General features: G+C 53.8%; 16 protein-coding genes. 4 read left to right on the top strand and 12 right to left on the bottom strand.

What is annotated here, in order from left to right:
- Window positions 1–121 precede the first annotated feature (121 nt).
- The gene (locus DW088_RS08815) at window positions 122–1,093 is read right to left on the bottom strand and encodes a transketolase family protein (RefSeq protein WP_118360432.1); all 972 of its coding nucleotides are present in this window, start codon (window positions 1,091–1,093) and stop codon (window positions 122–124) included.
- A 15-nt stretch (window positions 1,094–1,108) separates the two neighbouring features.
- A complete protein-coding gene (locus DW088_RS08810) occupies window positions 1,109–1,960 on the bottom strand; it encodes a transketolase (RefSeq protein ID WP_117491065.1) in 852 nt (283 codons plus the stop codon).
- Window positions 1,961–2,551: 591 nt separating this feature from the next.
- Between DW088_RS08810 and DW088_RS08805 the strand changes: the two genes are divergently transcribed.
- Window positions 2,552–3,307, top strand: a complete 756-nt coding sequence (locus DW088_RS08805; protein ID WP_117491063.1) for a DeoR/GlpR family DNA-binding transcription regulator — start codon at window positions 2,552–2,554, stop codon at window positions 3,305–3,307.
- A gap of 37 nt (window positions 3,308–3,344) precedes the next feature.
- Here the strand turns inward: DW088_RS08805 and DW088_RS08800 are convergent, their stop codons facing one another.
- The 10 genes from DW088_RS08800 to DW088_RS08750 all read right to left on the bottom strand — a co-directional run bounded on the left by DW088_RS08800 (window position 3,345) and on the right by DW088_RS08750 (window position 12,784).
- A complete protein-coding gene (locus DW088_RS08800; RefSeq protein WP_118360431.1) occupies window positions 3,345–3,794 on the bottom strand; it encodes a TspO/MBR family protein in 450 nt (149 codons plus the stop codon).
- A gap of 51 nt (window positions 3,795–3,845) precedes the next feature.
- Window positions 3,846–4,502: an ABC-2 transporter permease gene (locus DW088_RS08795; RefSeq protein ID WP_118360430.1), complete on the bottom strand. Its 657-nt coding sequence runs from the start codon at window positions 4,500–4,502 to the stop codon at window positions 3,846–3,848.
- On the bottom strand, window positions 4,499–5,347 hold the full coding sequence (locus tag DW088_RS08790; RefSeq protein WP_118360429.1) for an ABC transporter ATP-binding protein: 849 nt from the start codon (window positions 5,345–5,347) through the stop codon (window positions 4,499–4,501). Before DW088_RS08790 ends, DW088_RS08795 begins: the two co-directional genes overlap by 4 nt.
- The gene (locus tag DW088_RS08785; RefSeq protein WP_118360428.1) at window positions 5,344–5,724 is read right to left on the bottom strand and encodes a GntR family transcriptional regulator; all 381 of its coding nucleotides are present in this window, start codon (window positions 5,722–5,724) and stop codon (window positions 5,344–5,346) included. The genes DW088_RS08790 and DW088_RS08785 overlap by 4 nt, the downstream gene beginning before the upstream one ends.
- 816 nt (window positions 5,725–6,540) lie before the next feature.
- A complete protein-coding gene (locus DW088_RS08780; RefSeq protein WP_243029852.1) occupies window positions 6,541–8,010 on the bottom strand; it encodes a recombinase family protein in 1,470 nt (489 codons plus the stop codon).
- Between the two features lie 318 nt (window positions 8,011–8,328).
- Window positions 8,329–9,705, bottom strand: a complete 1,377-nt coding sequence (gene mobQ / locus DW088_RS08775) for a MobQ family relaxase (protein WP_118360427.1) — start codon at window positions 9,703–9,705, stop codon at window positions 8,329–8,331.
- A 2-nt stretch (window positions 9,706–9,707) separates the two neighbouring features.
- Entirely contained in the window at window positions 9,708–10,025 is a 318-nt protein-coding gene (locus tag DW088_RS08770; RefSeq protein WP_118360426.1) for a DUF3847 domain-containing protein, read from the bottom strand.
- Window positions 10,026–10,366: 341 nt separating this feature from the next.
- Window positions 10,367–10,585: a DUF6471 domain-containing protein gene (locus DW088_RS08765; protein ID WP_118360425.1), complete on the bottom strand. Its 219-nt coding sequence runs from the start codon at window positions 10,583–10,585 to the stop codon at window positions 10,367–10,369.
- A gap of 403 nt (window positions 10,586–10,988) precedes the next feature.
- On the bottom strand, window positions 10,989–12,206 hold the full coding sequence (locus tag DW088_RS08755) for a DNA primase family protein (protein ID WP_118360423.1): 1,218 nt from the start codon (window positions 12,204–12,206) through the stop codon (window positions 10,989–10,991).
- On the bottom strand, window positions 12,203–12,784 hold the full coding sequence (locus tag DW088_RS08750) for a CHC2 zinc finger domain-containing protein (RefSeq protein ID WP_118360422.1): 582 nt from the start codon (window positions 12,782–12,784) through the stop codon (window positions 12,203–12,205). Before DW088_RS08750 ends, DW088_RS08755 begins: the two co-directional genes overlap by 4 nt.
- A gap of 132 nt (window positions 12,785–12,916) precedes the next feature.
- On the opposite strand from DW088_RS08750, the gene DW088_RS08745 reads away from it, so the two are divergent.
- Genes DW088_RS08745 through DW088_RS16280 form a run of 3 tightly spaced genes read left to right on the top strand, consistent with a single transcriptional unit; the run spans window position 12,917 to window position 15,315 of the window.
- Complete coding sequence (locus tag DW088_RS08745; RefSeq protein WP_118360421.1) at window positions 12,917–14,044, top strand: DUF6076 domain-containing protein; 1,128 nt, start codon at window positions 12,917–12,919, stop codon at window positions 14,042–14,044.
- A 30-nt stretch (window positions 14,045–14,074) separates the two neighbouring features.
- On the top strand, window positions 14,075–14,890 hold the full coding sequence (locus DW088_RS08740; RefSeq protein WP_118360420.1) for a hypothetical protein: 816 nt from the start codon (window positions 14,075–14,077) through the stop codon (window positions 14,888–14,890).
- On the top strand, window positions 14,857–15,315 hold the full coding sequence (locus DW088_RS16280; RefSeq protein WP_243029850.1) for a hypothetical protein: 459 nt from the start codon (window positions 14,857–14,859) through the stop codon (window positions 15,313–15,315). The genes DW088_RS08740 and DW088_RS16280 overlap by 34 nt, the downstream gene beginning before the upstream one ends.
- Window positions 15,316–15,334: the final 19 nt, after the last annotated feature.

The raw sequence follows: 15,334 nt of genomic DNA, 5'->3' as shown, positions 1-15,334 counted from the left end.
CTATTTCCAGACCATGCAAAATCTGCGTTTGCTTCTGTGCAATGTAACGACAAAAAAGCGTTCCGACATACGTCGGAACGCTTTTCGATGCAATTTTACTTCGCGTATCTGCGAGGAAAACTTAGCCGTTCTTGCGAGCGATAGCCTTCTTAGCAGCCTCTACGATGTGAGCAGCGGTCAGACCGTACTCCTCGCGCAGGAAGGACTCAGCGCCTACCTGACCGAAGCGATCCTCAACGCCTACCATCTCCATCGGAACCGGGTTGTTCTTGATAACAACGTTAGCAACAGCAGAACCCAGACCAACCTTTACCTGATGGTTCTCAGCGGTTACGATAGCGCCGCACTCAGCAGCGGAATCGAGGATGAGCTGCTCGTCGAGCGGCTTCCAGGTGAACATATCAATAACCTTGGCAGAGATACCCTCAGCAGCCAGCTGCTCCTGAGCCTTCAGCGCCTCGTCTACCATGATGCCGGAAGCGATGATAGCTACGTCCTTGCCTTCCTTCAGGGTAACGCCCTTGCCAATCTCGAAGTCAGAGCCATCGCCGTAAACGGTGGTGAAGCCCTTACGGATCATGCGCATGTAGGAGAACTTGCCGGATGCTGCCAGCTTCTTGGTCAGGCAGTTGATCTGAGCGTAGTCAACCGGGTCGATAACAACTGCTTCCGGTACGGACATGTACAGAGCGCAGTCCTCGAACGGCATGTGGGTACCGCCGTTGTATGCAGCGCATACGCCGGGGTCGGAACCGATAACGTGTACCGGCAGCTTAGCGTAAGCTGCGGACATGAATGCCTGGTCAAATGCACGGCGGGAAGCGAAGCAGCCGAAGGAGTGCATGAATACGGTGCGGCCGGTAGCAGCCAGACCTGCAGCAACGCCCATAGCGTTAGCCTCTGCGATACCTGCGTTTACGGTCTGCTCCGGGAAAGCCTTAGCCAGCTTGCCGGTATTGATGCAGTTCTCGAGGTCGCAGTCAACATGCATAACCTTGCTGTCCTTCTCCATCAGGTCCAGCATAGCGGTAACGTAACCGTCACGGTTGTTACGAGAATCCTTCTCGTGCTTGCCAATCAAAGTAAAGCTCATGTTCAATACCCTCCCTTACTGTGCCTTGATCTCAGCGAGCTTCTTCTCAGCAGCAGCAATGGCTTCATCCCACTGCTCCTTAGTCGGCTGAGAGGAGTGCGCGCCAGTGCCTTCAGCAAAGGTGGCGCCCAGGCCCTTAACGGTGTTCAGGACGATGCAAGTCGGTACGCCCTTGGTGTCGTAAGCGAGCTGAACAGCGTCGTAGATCTGCTCTACGTCATTGCCGTCCTGCAGCTCGATAACGTTCCAGCCAAATGCTGCGAACTTAGCACCGATGCCCTTGCCGTGGCTCATAACCTTGTCAACAGCACCGTCGAGCTGGTACTTGTTGTCGTCTACGAAGCAAACGAGGTTGTCCAGCTTGTAGTGAGCTGCGAACTGAGCAGCCTCCCAAACCTGGCCCTCATCGCACTCGCCATCGCCAACGAATACGAATACGTGGCTGTCGCGGCCGTCGAGCTTGTTGCCCAGAGCAGCACCGGTAGCGGTGGACATGCCCTGACCGAGAGAACCGGTCGTCAGGTCAACACCGGGGGTCTTGGTGCGGTCGGTATGGGACGGGAAGTTGGTGTGCGGCTGATTAAGGGTATAAGCGTCCTCGATCGGGTAGAAACCCTTCAGACCGAGGGTAGCGTACATAGCCGGACCAGCGTGGCCCTTGGACAGTACGCACCAGTCACGATCTTCCCAATGCGGGTTCTTCGGATCAACCTTCATTACTTCGCCGTACAGAACTGCCAGCGCATCAATAACGGACATTGCACCCGGAACGTGGCCGAAGCCAAGCGAACCGACGGTCTTCAGGGTCTCCACACGGATTTCCTGAGCAAATACACGAAGCTCCTGCATCTTTTCTGCTTTCTGCATTGCATACACCTGCCTAATTCAAAATATAATTTTCTCTCCGCGGAACAGGTTCCAGCGTACAGCGGCACAATGCCACTGTTTTACGAATACAAGTGTATCACCAAACCGCCAAAATTTCAACCGAAATTCCTGCATTTGTTCGCAAAATTCCAATTTCATTCAAACGCCTTATGGAAAATATCTAATTTATTTCGAGTAAAATTAGGTAATTTGTTGGTTATCTGCTGGTTATATGTATTTATTTTGTTGGGAAACCTCTTGCAAAACGGTAAAAATATATTTTCAAAAGGGGTATCCCGTCCTGTTTCTGCTGTTTGTCTGCGTATCCCTCTCCCCGCAGACGGGTTAGCGCTTCTCTCCCCGCTCACTGCCAGAAATTATTTTCGAAATGCGGTTTTACGGATTTTTCTCACTTTCTTCCCTTCTTCGCCGCGAATTTTCATGTATTTCCGACCTTTTCCGCCAAATCCATGCCATATTCTCATTCTTTGGAGCGGTGGACATTTGGTTACAAATTTGATAAACTAAAGAAAACATTGTGGATACATTCGGATACTACTAGGCGGATATTATTATGTGGGAGCTGTGAATATGAAAGTCAGCCGTCTCAATTCGATAGAGCAATATGTCATCTCGCGCGAGACCGTCAGCATTGACGAGCTGTGCGAGGTTTTTGGCGTGTCCAAGAATACCATCCGCCGCGACCTGAACGAGCTTGAGCAGCGCGGCCACATCACCAAGGTATACGGCGGCGTGACCGCTACGGTGCCGTCCGGTGCCGTGCCGACGCCCATCCGTTCGGGTCTCAACCAGATCGACAAGTCTCTCATCGGCCGTCTGGCCGCCGAGGAGGTCGCGGATGGCGATACCATTTTTATCGACTCCGGCACGACCACCCTGTGTCTGCTGCGGTTTCTTGTGGCAAAAAAGCGGATTACGATCATCACCCACTCGCTCGGTGCGCTGAGCGAGGCCTCCAAGTACGATAACCTTAATATTATCTCGCTCGGCGGCATTTACAGCCCGACTACGGATTCGTTTGTCGGCCTGTCCGCGATCGAAGCGCTGTCCACCATGCGTATCAACAAGGCGTTCATGGGCGCGACCGGCGTGTCACTGACTGCAGGCATGACCAACACCACCTTCCTCGAAGCCGAGATCAAGCGTGCCGTTGTTCACCGCGCGGATAACATCTACGGCATGGTCGATTCGTCCAAGATCGGCAAGGAAGCGATCGTCACGTTCTGCCACCTCAAAGACCTGACCGCGTTCATCACCGACTGCGAACCGCCGAAGGAGTACGTTGATCTGTGCAATGCAGAAAATGTAAAACTGAGATATGAGTAACGTAACGGGAGCAAATCACACGATTTGCTCCCGTTTTTCATTTATTCAGGAACCAGACTCCGGCATTGAGATAAGCCGCGTACACCAGCCAGACCAGGTACGGCACAAGCAGCCATCCCGCCTGCTTGTCAATGCGGTAAAACGCCCTTGCGGTGACGAGCACGAGTGCCAGCAGCAGAATCAGCCACCAGAACGCCGTTCCGTACAGTCCAACGCGAAAAAACAGCAGCGGCCACACGAAATTCACTGCAAGCTGCGTGTAATACAGCGCGAGCGCGTTGCTTCGCTCCGGCGAACCGGACTGCCGCACGCGCAGGCTCGCCCAGCCCATGAGCACATACAGTATCGTCCATGCAATGGGGAATATCCACGCCGGCGGTGCAAGCGGCGGCTGCACCAGCGCCGCATACTGCGACATGCTGCCCATCGTCAGCCAGGCCGCAAGTCCACCGACCGCCAGAGGCAGTGTAAAGCTGAAAATCTTCATTCTCCGTCCCTCCCGTTCCTATTTATATGGAGCGAGAGGGATTTTATTCATTTACAACTCTCTTTTCCGGTAAATGCCCACACCGATGCGCCAGCATACCGCGTACACGATGGCACCGACAATCACTAGTACGCCAAAGAACGCCGCAAGCTGTCCGACCGACCAACTGTCTATGCTGCCGACGGCCTGCACGAGTTTGTTGAACGCCGGATGCTTTTTGACGACGGTCAGCAGGATGATCGGCACCCACACCACGGCAAGGAGTAAATACCGACCGCGATCCGGACCAAACCGCAGGATGAGCGCCATGTCAATGCCGGTCAGTGCCAGACCAACCGCTTCGCACGCCAGCAGACCGAGCATATTCTCTGCCATTGCATTGCCGTAAAAAATATCCATACTCGCAATGTACGCGGTTCCCAGCAGGAAAGTTACCAGATTCACCAGCAGACAGAGCACAAATTTACTGCTCACCACGTCTTTTCGGGAGATGGGCAGCGACAGACTGAGCTTATCCCAGCCGTAGGCTCGGTCACTGCTCATCAGCGTTGCGGGCACCATCAGCGACAGCATCACCAGAATAAACGACACGAACGACGCATTGTTTTCCCACGTCAGTGAAGCCACCGCAATGACAGCCACCACTATCAAAATCGCCTTCATCGACCGGCGCAGATTCATCCAGTCCGCATACAGCATTGCTTTCATCTTGCGTCCTCCCCTCTCGTCAGGAACAGCATGATCTGTTCGATGTTGACCGGCTCAACCGACCAGTTCTCCGGTACGCCGTCACGTCTTACCAAGGCTTCACAGCCGAACGTGCCCACGCGCTTTGCCCGCACGGCGGACGGGTCAAGGGCATCCAGCTGATCGGCGGTGCAGCGCAGTATACCGCAGGTGTCGAGCAGCTCGTCGCGCGGCTCGCTCAGCAGCACCTTGCCCTTGTGGATGAAGGTGATCTCGTCCGCGATTTTATCCAAATCGCTCGTGATATGACTGGACAACAGGATCGCGTGATTTTCGTCCTGCATGAAGTCGTACAGCAGATCGAGCACCTCATCCCGCACGACCGGATCAAGGCCGCTCGTCGGCTCGTCAAGCAGCAGCAGCTCCGCATGATGCGACAGCGCTGCCGCGAGATTCAGCTTGGTTTTCATGCCCTTGGAGTAGTCCCTGATGGCCTTTTCTCGGTCAATGCCGAATTTTTCGATGTACGACGCAAACTGCTCCGCGTTCCAGTTTTTGTACGCTCTGCCGAGCAGCGTGCTCACCTGTGCGGCGCTCATCGTGCTCGGGAAACCGCCGTCCTCGAGCACCACGCCGATCTTCTCACGGACGGACAGATTCGAGCCGTGTCCCCCCAGCACGGTAATCTCGCCGCTGTCCGGCCGGATGAGGTCGAGCACCGCCTTGATGGTCGTTGTCTTTCCGGCACCGTTTTCTCCTATTAAACCCATTACCGTGCCTCTCAGCAGGGTAAATCCCACATTGCGGAGCGCAAAGCCGCCGTATTTCTTGCAGACGCCGTGCAGCTCCAGTGCATTCTCTCTCATAATCCTTCCTCCTCAAACAGTGTCCGTGCCAGCTCTGCAAACTCGTCCGCAGACAGTCCGGCCAGTCTTGCCGCCTGCACAGCGTCCGTCAGGTGCTGCTCTGCCGTGCGAAGCTGCGCTTCCCGCAAACGTTCGCTGCTGACCGGTGCAACAAAGCTGCCGCGTCCGGTCTGGCTGGTGATCAAGCCCTCGCGCTCGAGCTCCTCATACGCACGCTTGGTCGTGATAACGCTGATGCGCAGTTCCTTCGCCAGCAGGCGCATAGACGGCAGCGCCTCCCCCGGCTGCAGCTCTCCGCCGAGGATTTTCGCCTTGATCTGGCGTGTGATCTGCTCGTAGATCGGCGTGCTGTCCATGTTGGATACTATGATGTCCATGCCGTCCCTCCCTCTTTTATTGTATATACTCATTATATACAATATGAGCAATATGTCAAGGGATAGATTTCCACCAGACGCGATTTTTCACAAACGAAGCGGTTTGAGAGATGGCGGTTTTTCACACGCTCAACGCAAAGCACAATTCCCGCCGAAAAATTTTATAGTATTTTTATACAAACTGCCGAACATTTTTTCTTGCATTTTGACGAAAACCACGCTATACTGTAATTGTTCAAAGAAAGTGCTTAAAAACAGCACAAACGCTGTAAAACACAGCTTTACTAATTGACTATCTCTCTTTTTCCTTTCTTTTTTACTCTTTTCTTCTTTGTGATCGGATCACACCTCCCGATCACAGCAAAGCAGGCTCGGTTTATCCGAGCCTGTTTTGTTTTTGTCTGAAATTTTGTTTCCCGTGTTGCAAACGGAGAATTGAAAACAGAAAATAAATGATGAATGTAATGGTATACCTCGTGAAAACGGCACCCGTTCTACATACTCCGTAGGGTTGCGTGCCCTCAGAGGGTGAATTGCCCAAAATGCAAGAGACCACTCCGGAGCGCCCCGCCATTTGTCAATTCATTTGCAAACACCTAACCGTAGAGGCACCCAAAACACCGTTAACCTGGCGCGTTCGGTCGTGCTATGGGTGCACACTGTACTCCCATACGATACACCCTGCACAAACCAGAAAGAAACTGCGTTCATTTTCCATTCTCAATTACACACAAAAAGAACCCGAAACCAAGGCTTAACAGTCGTAAGGAACTATAAGTCTTGCGGTTGGGGCAGAGGACGGTGTGACCGTGAAGGTCACGCCGTTTTTCTGCGTCCAAGGGTAGATTCTGCGATCATGGGTTCTGCCAGCACGGGGATCCCCACATCGTCCACGAAGTTGAAGAAAATCTCAACCTTCTGTCGGCGCTTGCCGTCAAACTTATCCGGTGCGTGAATGACGATCTTCTTGATATACTCGTTGACAATCGTCTGCGTCAGCTCCGTGACATCCACATACTTTTTCGTCAGCGCAATGAAAGCGTCCAGATCATCGCCCATTGCCTGCCGCTGCTCGACCCATTCTTCCGTTGTTTCAATTTCGAGCTTTAACCGTTCCTGCTCCGCTTCATAATCAGCAGTCATCTTCTTGTACTTTTCCTTGCCGATCTCACCGAGAGCATAGTCCTCATAGAGCCGGGATATGACCACATCGAGGGTGGCAAGGCGTTTTCTTGCCTGCTCCACGCGCTTCTGATCTTCCCGGATGTCTCGTTCCTGATCGGCGCGGCGGTAATGCAGCCACTCCTCCTGAAAGCCCTCCACATCGCTGCGGATATACGCATTGACCGCCTGAATCCGTTCCTGTACCAGTTCCCGCAGTACATCTTCCCGGATATAGTGTGCGCTGCATTCGCCTCGTCCGCTCTTGTACTTGGAGCAGCGATAGTGATCCTGCTTGCCCTCAAAGCCCTTGCAGGTGGCGAAATGAAGCTTGCTGCCGCAGCCTGCACAGTAGACCAGTCCTGCGAATAATCCCTGCCGTTCCGCTTTCACGGGACGGCGTTTGTTTTTGCGCAGCTCCTGCACTCTGTCCCATTGTGCCTGAGACGCGATAGCTTCCTGCGTGTCCGGCACGATGAACATATCCTCCGGATTGTTGGGAATCCTCTTTTTCAGCTTGTAGGACTTGGAGTAGGTCTTGAAATTGCAGGTGCATCCGGTGTATTCCTGCCGTTCCAGAATCCCGACGATGGATTGATCGCTCCAGCCATACGGGTTCTTGGGCATCGGCTTTCCCTTACGGCTGGCATACAGCGCCTTGGTCGTGAGAACCTGATCCCTTTCAAGAATCCGCGAAATCTGCTCCGGGCCTTTGCCGTCAATGCAGAGGTCAAAGATGCGCTTGACAATCGGGGCGGCATCCTCATCCAGAATCCACTTGTCCTTGTCATTTGGGTCACAGCGGTAGCCATAGGGCGGTTTGCCCAGATGCTTGCCGCTGGTGCCGCGCTGACGCAGGCTGGTACGGACTTTCTTGGAGGTATCTCTTGGATACCACTCGTTAAATAAGTTGCGGATTGCGGCAAAGCCCTCACCGTCCCCGCGCTGGCTGTCCACGCCGTCGTTGACGGCAATGAAGCGCACATCGTAGCTGGGGAAGATGATGTCGGTGTACTGGCCTACAGTCAGGTAATCACGACCAAAGCGAGATAGGTCTTTGCAAAGCCAGCAGCCTACCAATCCCTGCTTGACGAGTTCAAAGCCCTCCTGTACGCATCTCGCCATCCTGCGAATCCTCGTTGCTGAGGCGGCAGTAGAGTATCGTAATTTTTTGCTGATCCGTCATAACGTCCTCCTTCACGTTCGGGTCAGCCGACAGAATCGGTGTGCTTGGAATTATTACCATAGTTTTGTGTCACTATCATTAACAAGCCACCTCCCGGTCAGAAAAAATAAAAGGACTCCGGCGGGTCAAAGATCGGATCAAAGCAGCTCTCATGGTCAAAGGCCTTGCAAAGCTCAAAGACCAAATCGTCTTTCCCCTCCATCACGGCACGGTTGATTTTGTCAATGCTGATAATTTTTCCATATACGATTCCTTTCTCATAATTCTATTTCGTTTTTGCGGCTGTGCAGTTGTGTCTGCTGCCGCTCCTGCTCCAACCGATCACGCTCTCTGCACCATGCGGTGATGGGTAGCTTGCCATCCTTGAAATACGGTTTCAGCTTGCGTTCCGCCATATAAAACGTCCGCAGCGTATCGTCATGCTCCGACTTGTATTTTTGTCTGGATTTTTCAAAACGGATGCTTCCCAGCTTATCCGCAACCGGTTTTCCATCGACATAATACTGTGCCATGCGCAGCAGCTCGTCCAGTTCCTTGATGCGGGATTGCTTTGCTGATGCAGATTTTTTCAGCGTGTCGATCTTGTTCTGCAAGGCGTGAGGCGTATTTTCCAGATCGTCCACGGTGTGAAGGTCCTTGGATTGCAGAAAGCTGAACGCCTCGGCGTAGCGCTGCAAGTTGGCGTTCTTCGCCTTGTTGCTGTACGCGCCTTTGTTACGATTGGCGCAATGCAGTGCCAGCAGATCATTCAGTGTGGGCGGCTGTGGTTTCTCAAGCTCGGCTTTTACGTCTTTCAGCCATCTGATCAGCGCGTTGATTTTCTCTTTTGCTTCCCGCAGCATGGCGTTGGTTTTGCAAACCCAGCGGTTGAAGTCGACCTTGTCGGTACGGATGCCCTTCGCTTCCATTGCGCGGACAGACGGCCCCTCATGGACGGTAGGAATCTGTTCAATGCCTTGACGGGCATAGCTGCGGTGGTCGATCCGGCAATCCAAACCTTTCTCCGCAAACTTCGCGTTGCACAGATCAGCCCACGCCTGCCGCCAATGCTCCAAGGTTTCGGGACTGCCCCAGTCGGTGGTCGGCACAGCGTTGAACATATAGTTGTCCGCCTCATCCAGAATACGCTCACCATGCTCGTCCAACACATATTCCCGCCGCTGCTTATTGCCCCACCTGCCGTCTGACTCAATAGGACGAATCGGACACATGACATGAAAATGCGGGTTAGAAATGCCGCCGTCCTCTTTGTCTGGCGAGTGAACGGCAAAGTCCACCACCATGCCCCGGCTCACAAAATTGTCCAACAAAAATCGCCTTGCAAGGTCGATGTTCTCCTGCATGGAAAACTCGTTCTGCAAGGCAATGTCAAAGCTGTAGGCAAGCTGTGCTTTCTTTCCGCGTTCGGCTTTTTCAACCGCATTCCAGAGCGTTTCTCGGTCTGCATACTCCGGCGGCGCATGAGATGGCAGCAGGATTTCCGAACAGATTACGTCGCCTTTTCGGGTGTAGTCGCTGATCTCGCCGTAGTATTCGCTGTGCAGCTTTTCCCCAGCACGGTAGGCGGCAGACGCCACGACGGACTGCCCCGCACTGCGCTTGATCTGGGTTACATGAAAGTGGAATAACGCGATACTTAGCCCCCCTCTTTCTGTTCAGCCCGGTTGTGTTCGTTGACCGCTGCCATGAGCAGACCTTTGACCACCGGCAGGTCAAAAACCTTTTCGGCAAAGGCATAAAACTCAGCACGTGTCAACAGCTTCGTCAGCGGAGCAATGCTTTCCATATCCGCGCTGCGGACGATCAGGTTGTGTGCGCGTTTGGTTCGGTCGCCGCGCTCATAGTAGGCGATTCGGTTTTCCAGACGCTGCTTCTTGTGCTGCTCCTGTGCAAGCTGCCGCTCAATGTTTTCTTTCTCGGCATTCAGCTCGGCAAGGGTTTTCTGTTTTGACATTGTGTGACCTCCTTCAAAATTGGTGAAATAGTTGTTCAGACTTTGCGGTGGAAATTGTCTGCGTCAGCAGATTGTTTCCGCTGCAAAGTGGGCAGGGATAGACGCGCAAGCGTCGCAAGGGGGCGCGGGTCTCCGGTGGAGACCTCAAAGCGTGAAACGCTTTGAAGCGCCGACCGAGCCGGCAGGCGAGGCCAGCCCCTTGTACGGAACAAAGTGACGCAAAACAGCCCGGACACGCAACTGTCCGGGCGATAGGCTCCGCAGGACGCACATACAGGGCTTGACCATGTATAGAAGTGCGCCCTTCGTCCCGGTGGGACTTTCGGGATATTCTCGGTTCGTCAGTTTTTCTTTCGCTGCCAGACGATTTCATACCCCAGCGCGTCGGCAAGCTGAACAGCCTCTGTGTAGCGTAGGGACTCCCGCTGGAGCTTGTTGGACAGGTTGGATACGCTGTCAGACCAGCCGTGTTCGTCATGCAGCAGATCGACCACCCTCTGCATGGTCATTCCCTGACGGACGATGTACGACTTGATTTCGTTTCTCAGATTGGATTTCATGCTTTTTCCCTCCATAATTTCGTGTAGTGTGGTTTCGTATCGGTGATGCTGGTGTGCGGGGAGATGAAAAATCTGCCATGCCACAAATCCGCTCAGATTTCTGCCCGTGATGCCCTGTTCGCAGCAGCACCCTATCGGCTTCATCGTTCTGGGCGAGGTCATGCGGAACGGTGGGATATACCACATCCCAGTGCAATGGCTTCACACTACGGTAAACCACCGGACGGTGCATTGCGTTCGGCTTACAGTGAAAATTTCCATGAATTTCACAAGGATTGACTGCAATGTGCCTTTTTTGACATCCTACCAGCACTCTGTACATAGCGGAATTACGGCATTTTGCTGTGTACATACGTACCGATGGCGCAGGGCAGGCAGCATTTCACGGCATGGGCAGCTTTGTTCACGATTGGGTGCGCGTCAGAAAATCGCTGAACGAGCGCTGCCTGATAGGTGTCAGCCCGTTTTCATCGCACCAGATTCCGTAAATGGCATACAGCTCCTTGGAGGTGACAGACATATCCGCCTTCAGCCGAATATAGCCGATGGATTCCATAAAGTCGATGGCATTGTTGGCGTCACGCTTGACGTACTCCCGATTGTTCAGTGTCCGGGGGCTTTCCGTGAATCGGAAGCTGTTTGCCGCAAGCCGCTGCAAGCCCTCAAGCGCCCAGAGAAAAATGCCCTCGACCTCTCGCTTCATCTTCTCGGCAATGTCAGGATCGTCCACACGATTGGCAGGCTTCTCTTTTGTGGTCAGGATCAGTTGGCGGCGGTAAAAGCCGTTGCTGCGGTCGTAGAGGGATTGCAGATCGCCATTGGAGAATGCCAGCAGCCGGGCATACATCCACCCCTGATAGCTCTGGACGCTTTTGCGTTCCAGATCTATCTTATCCTGTGCGGTAACGATGGATTTGACATAGTTGGTCTGCTTTAGAGCCTCCATTTTCATATCGTCATCCACAAGAAGATGAATGTGCTCCAGATCGGCGCGGGCAAACCGGTTGTCGGAAATTTTTGCGATGCTGCCGTCCTTCATATTGCAGCCAAACAGCCGCGCCAGCACGGGACCGATCTGCGATTTTCCTTCGCCGCCCTCGCCCTTGAGGATCATCATGCGCTGCCCCTTGGTGCTGGGAACGAGGCAATAGCCGATATATTCCTGAAAGGTGGGAATGTCCTCCGGGTAAAGTAGGTCGGAGAGAAAACGCAGCCAGACAACCGGCTCCTCCGCCTGCGGATTGTAAGCAATGGGAAACCGGCTGCGCACGATTTCAGAACGTCCTGCGAGAAAGCTGCCATCGATGCGGAGCGTCCCGTTCTGCACATGAATCTCATCCGGCTTCGGCGGGAAACTCTCTGCATGAGCCGCCAGCTTCATGATCTCCACGATATTGGAAATGGTGCGCGGAATGTTCTTTGCGGCACAGCACTCCAGTTCGGCATAGATTTTCTCTTTCAGCAGCAGCGGGTCTGTCAGCCGCCCATCCGGTGTGAAAAATGCGTTGTCCGTATAGATGAGCTTGTTCTTTGACAAAAACTCCCGGCAAAAGGCTGCCTCATTGACGTCCTTGCCGTCGAACCATGCTGGGAAATCAAGCCATGCATACTTCTTGTTCACGCGGCGTCCCTCCCATTGATTGTTTTCTTGAGCTTGTCCAACCGACCATCTGCAAGCAGATAACGAACTACCTCGGCGCGTTCATAGGAATCACCCGCGCACAGAATATCCAAGTAATACTCCACCTCATCCAGCTTGTGGCAGGCTTCTACAAATCGTTCATCCGGTAATTGCGGCGCACAGCGTACCTTCCGGTCCCGCAGCACACGGGCATAATCGGACAGAACAGAAAAGCACAGCCGCTCGTTTTCTCTGAGCTGCTGTGCTTCTGTTCGGACACGCTTTGCATGGAGCGCCGCTGCGCTGGGCGGCTTGTCCGGGGTGAGGTGAAAGTCCGCGGCCAGCTTCTGCGCTGCATCATACAGCGAGAGCCGGAACAGCTTGCTTACAAAATCAATCACATCTCCGTGCTCCCCGCAGGCGAAGCAATAATAGTGATCGTCCGCCACATACAGGCTGGGATGCCGGTCATTGTGGAACGGGCAGAGCGCCATGCCGTAATGGTTGACCTCCACGCCGTACCGCTCCGCCGCCTCCCGGCAGCTTACGCCATATTTGACGTTCTGAAAACAATTCATGCGTTATCCTCCGTAAAATAGATTGGAGAGGCAGCTTTCACACCTCTCTGCCTGTTTTATGTTCAGATTCGCAAAAAGCAGGCGGATGGCATGACAAGTTCATTTCAAAAAAACATGACAGGAGGGTGCAGCATGGCACAGGAGCTTATCCGTCACAAGGTTTTATCTCTGGATTTCTGGCAGGATACCGTAACCTACGCAGGCAGCGTCATGCCGACCGGCACGATTGGCTGTGCGGTACTGAATATCCCAGACGAAACGATTACGCAGTTGGACGCGCCGTGCATGACCTTGAATCTGCTGCTGACCGGCATCGGGGCAAAGAATGTGGATAGGCAGCTTCTTCCGAAAGCGCAGGAGGCGGGACAGACCATCATTCATGCGCTGCATGATGTCCAACCGTTCTCCCGCTTGGACAGAAAGCAGTTTGAAGATTATCTCATGCAGGCGTTTTCCGAGGAAGCATTTACCGAGCTGAACGAGTATTTGCAGCTCCCGATGGAGCAGCAGGCAGCCAGCAATATCACAGGAGCGCATCCCTTGGCGGCGCTGCTGGTGCGCGTTATTCCAGTGCTGGGGCATTTGAGCTATTCCCTGCACCAGTACAAGAAAACTATGACGGCGTTTGCAGAATTTCTGCAAGAGAATGCCGAAATACGAACGCCTGCGGGATACGCCGCTGCATTCGGGCAGTTTTTCAAGGAAAACGTGACTCTGGAGGAAAGCAATCCATCATGGATGGCACTGACCAATGCGACAGTGCAGTATGTCCCTGCGATCCGTCTCGGAAATACGCAGGCGCAGCTTGTCAAGCGGATGCATTTTGTATCCTTCGTTGGGATGTTCCTCGCCGATCTTTTTGAAGGTTTATGCGTCGGACACGCGCCGAGGAAATGCGCGGTCTGTGGGAAATGGTTTCTGACCACTGACGCAAGATATGCCAAGTACTGTGACGGTCTGGCTCCCGGAGACAAACGTGGGCGCACCTGCCGCCAAGTCGGGAATCTTCGTGGACGGGAGCAGCGGGAGCTTGCCGCCGACCATCCCATCAAGAAAATCTATACGAAGCGGTTCAACACGATCACGCAGTATCTTGGCCGCGGCACACTCGATGAGCAGACCGCCGCCGCAATGAAAGCACTGGCAAAAAGCAAGCTGGAAAAGGCCCTGCAAGACAGCTGCTATGCGCAGGGCGGATATGCCGCCGAGATGGAGCAGGCGGCTCTGCTGGCGGAAGCGAAGGAAACGATGGAGCGGTAATGGAACGCCATAGCGGTGGGAGGTGCAGACATGGAGGATAACCGTAACAAACTGATACCGGCACAGCTTGCGGGCTACACATGGGAGCTGTCCGGTTATGCGTCCAAAGTGCCGTTCGCCAATGAGGACAGCCTGACCATGTGCGAAGTCCGGAACATCTTTCGGCTTGACCCGGAACCGCCGCAAATGGAGCTGGACGACTACATACGCGAAACTGTCCGTCACAAAGACCTTGCATACTTTTCCTTCTTCCTGCACCACTTTGAAAAGCGTCTGAATAGCGTGATTTACAGGTTTCTCACCCGCAATGGCATTGACCGCTACGACCCGGCGCGTTTTCTGGACTACAAGTTGGAACTCCTGCAAATGCTGCTGTTTTGCCTGCCGAGGTTCGACCCGGCGCAGGAAACAGAATTCCTGAAATACGCGAAGCATTATATTCAGGACGGGCTGCTGTTCTGCCCTATGATGGGAGAAGTCGGTTCCTTTGCCAGTCTTGTGGAGTACCGGCGTGTGCGTCAGATCGGCGCAATCTATAACAATTCGGGTAAGAGACGCGCGGAGGTAGTTTCCGCGTTTGCCGCTCAAAGCGGGTACAAGGACGATAGCGTATCTGCGGATGAGCTGCTGACCATTGCCCAGCGCAACCGCAGCATTGTTTCCCTCTACCGCACGGAGCAGGACGAGGACGGCGAAGAAACCGGCGAGGATGTGACGCGCGACGATAGCTGGAATTACGCCGAAATCCTCTGGAACGGGATTCAGGCAAAGACGGTCACGGCGGCGTTTGAGCAGCTTTCCTACAAAGAGCAATGGTACTGGAAAAGCGGAACGCCATCTGCATGACCTGCGGGCGCGTCAGCCCCTTGTCCACGCAGTCCACCTTTGAAGATTTAGCGGTGGATTTTGAAGGAACGACAGCCAGCGGTGCGGAGCGGTTCTACCGGCGTACATTAGACAAACTGCGGCGGAAGCTGCTGGAAAGCGGTGTGATCCATACCGTGACGCTGAAACAGACCGAGCGCCGCAAGAAGAAAAAAATAGCCGCCGCTGTCTACCTGTATCAGGCAGACAACGACGGCGAATGGGGCAAGCTTCGGTTTGATTTTGAAAACGGCACGGCGGAGATCGTAAAGCTAGCGGATTGGGACACGGTGAAAAGCAATATCTTTGCAAAGACGGCGATACGGTTTGTGCAGGGTTTGCCGGAGACGAGACTGCTGAAATCCGTGGTTGTGCCGTTTGAGATGGAAAGGCTGGAGCTGATTTGATCATGATGGAAAGCAAAAC

Source organism: Butyricicoccus sp. AM05-1 (assembly GCF_003474415.1).
GTDB classification, from domain to species: Bacteria; Bacillota; Clostridia; order Oscillospirales; family Butyricicoccaceae; genus Agathobaculum; species Agathobaculum butyriciproducens.
This window is presented reverse-complemented; position numbering and strand designations above follow the sequence as displayed.

Coding starts and splice junctions, on each gene's coding strand:
- DW088_RS08750 (WP_118360422.1), bottom strand. CDS start 12,784: ATGAATTGTTTTCAGAACGTCAAATATGGCGTAAGCTGCCGGGAGGCG.
- DW088_RS08795 (WP_118360430.1), bottom strand. CDS start 4,502: ATGAAAGCAATGCTGTATGCGGACTGGATGAATCTGCGCCGGTCGATG.
- DW088_RS08805 (WP_117491063.1), top strand. CDS start 2,552: ATGAAAGTCAGCCGTCTCAATTCGATAGAGCAATATGTCATCTCGCGC.
- DW088_RS08815 (WP_118360432.1), bottom strand. CDS start 1,093: ATGAGCTTTACTTTGATTGGCAAGCACGAGAAGGATTCTCGTAACAAC.
- DW088_RS08810 (WP_117491065.1), bottom strand. CDS start 1,960: ATGCAGAAAGCAGAAAAGATGCAGGAGCTTCGTGTATTTGCTCAGGAA.
- DW088_RS08745 (WP_118360421.1), top strand. CDS start 12,917: ATGGCACAGGAGCTTATCCGTCACAAGGTTTTATCTCTGGATTTCTGG.
- DW088_RS16280 (WP_243029850.1), top strand. CDS start 14,857: ATGGTACTGGAAAAGCGGAACGCCATCTGCATGACCTGCGGGCGCGTC.
- DW088_RS08790 (WP_118360429.1), bottom strand. CDS start 5,347: ATGAGAGAGAATGCACTGGAGCTGCACGGCGTCTGCAAGAAATACGGC.
- DW088_RS08740 (WP_118360420.1), top strand. CDS start 14,075: ATGGAGGATAACCGTAACAAACTGATACCGGCACAGCTTGCGGGCTAC.
- DW088_RS08780 (WP_243029852.1), bottom strand. CDS start 8,010: ATGGCGAGATGCGTACAGGAGGGCTTTGAACTCGTCAAGCAGGGATTG.
- DW088_RS08800 (WP_118360431.1), bottom strand. CDS start 3,794: ATGAAGATTTTCAGCTTTACACTGCCTCTGGCGGTCGGTGGACTTGCG.
- DW088_RS08785 (WP_118360428.1), bottom strand. CDS start 5,724: ATGGACATCATAGTATCCAACATGGACAGCACGCCGATCTACGAGCAG.
- DW088_RS08770 (WP_118360426.1), bottom strand. CDS start 10,025: ATGTCAAAACAGAAAACCCTTGCCGAGCTGAATGCCGAGAAAGAAAAC.
- DW088_RS08765 (WP_118360425.1), bottom strand. CDS start 10,585: ATGAAATCCAATCTGAGAAACGAAATCAAGTCGTACATCGTCCGTCAG.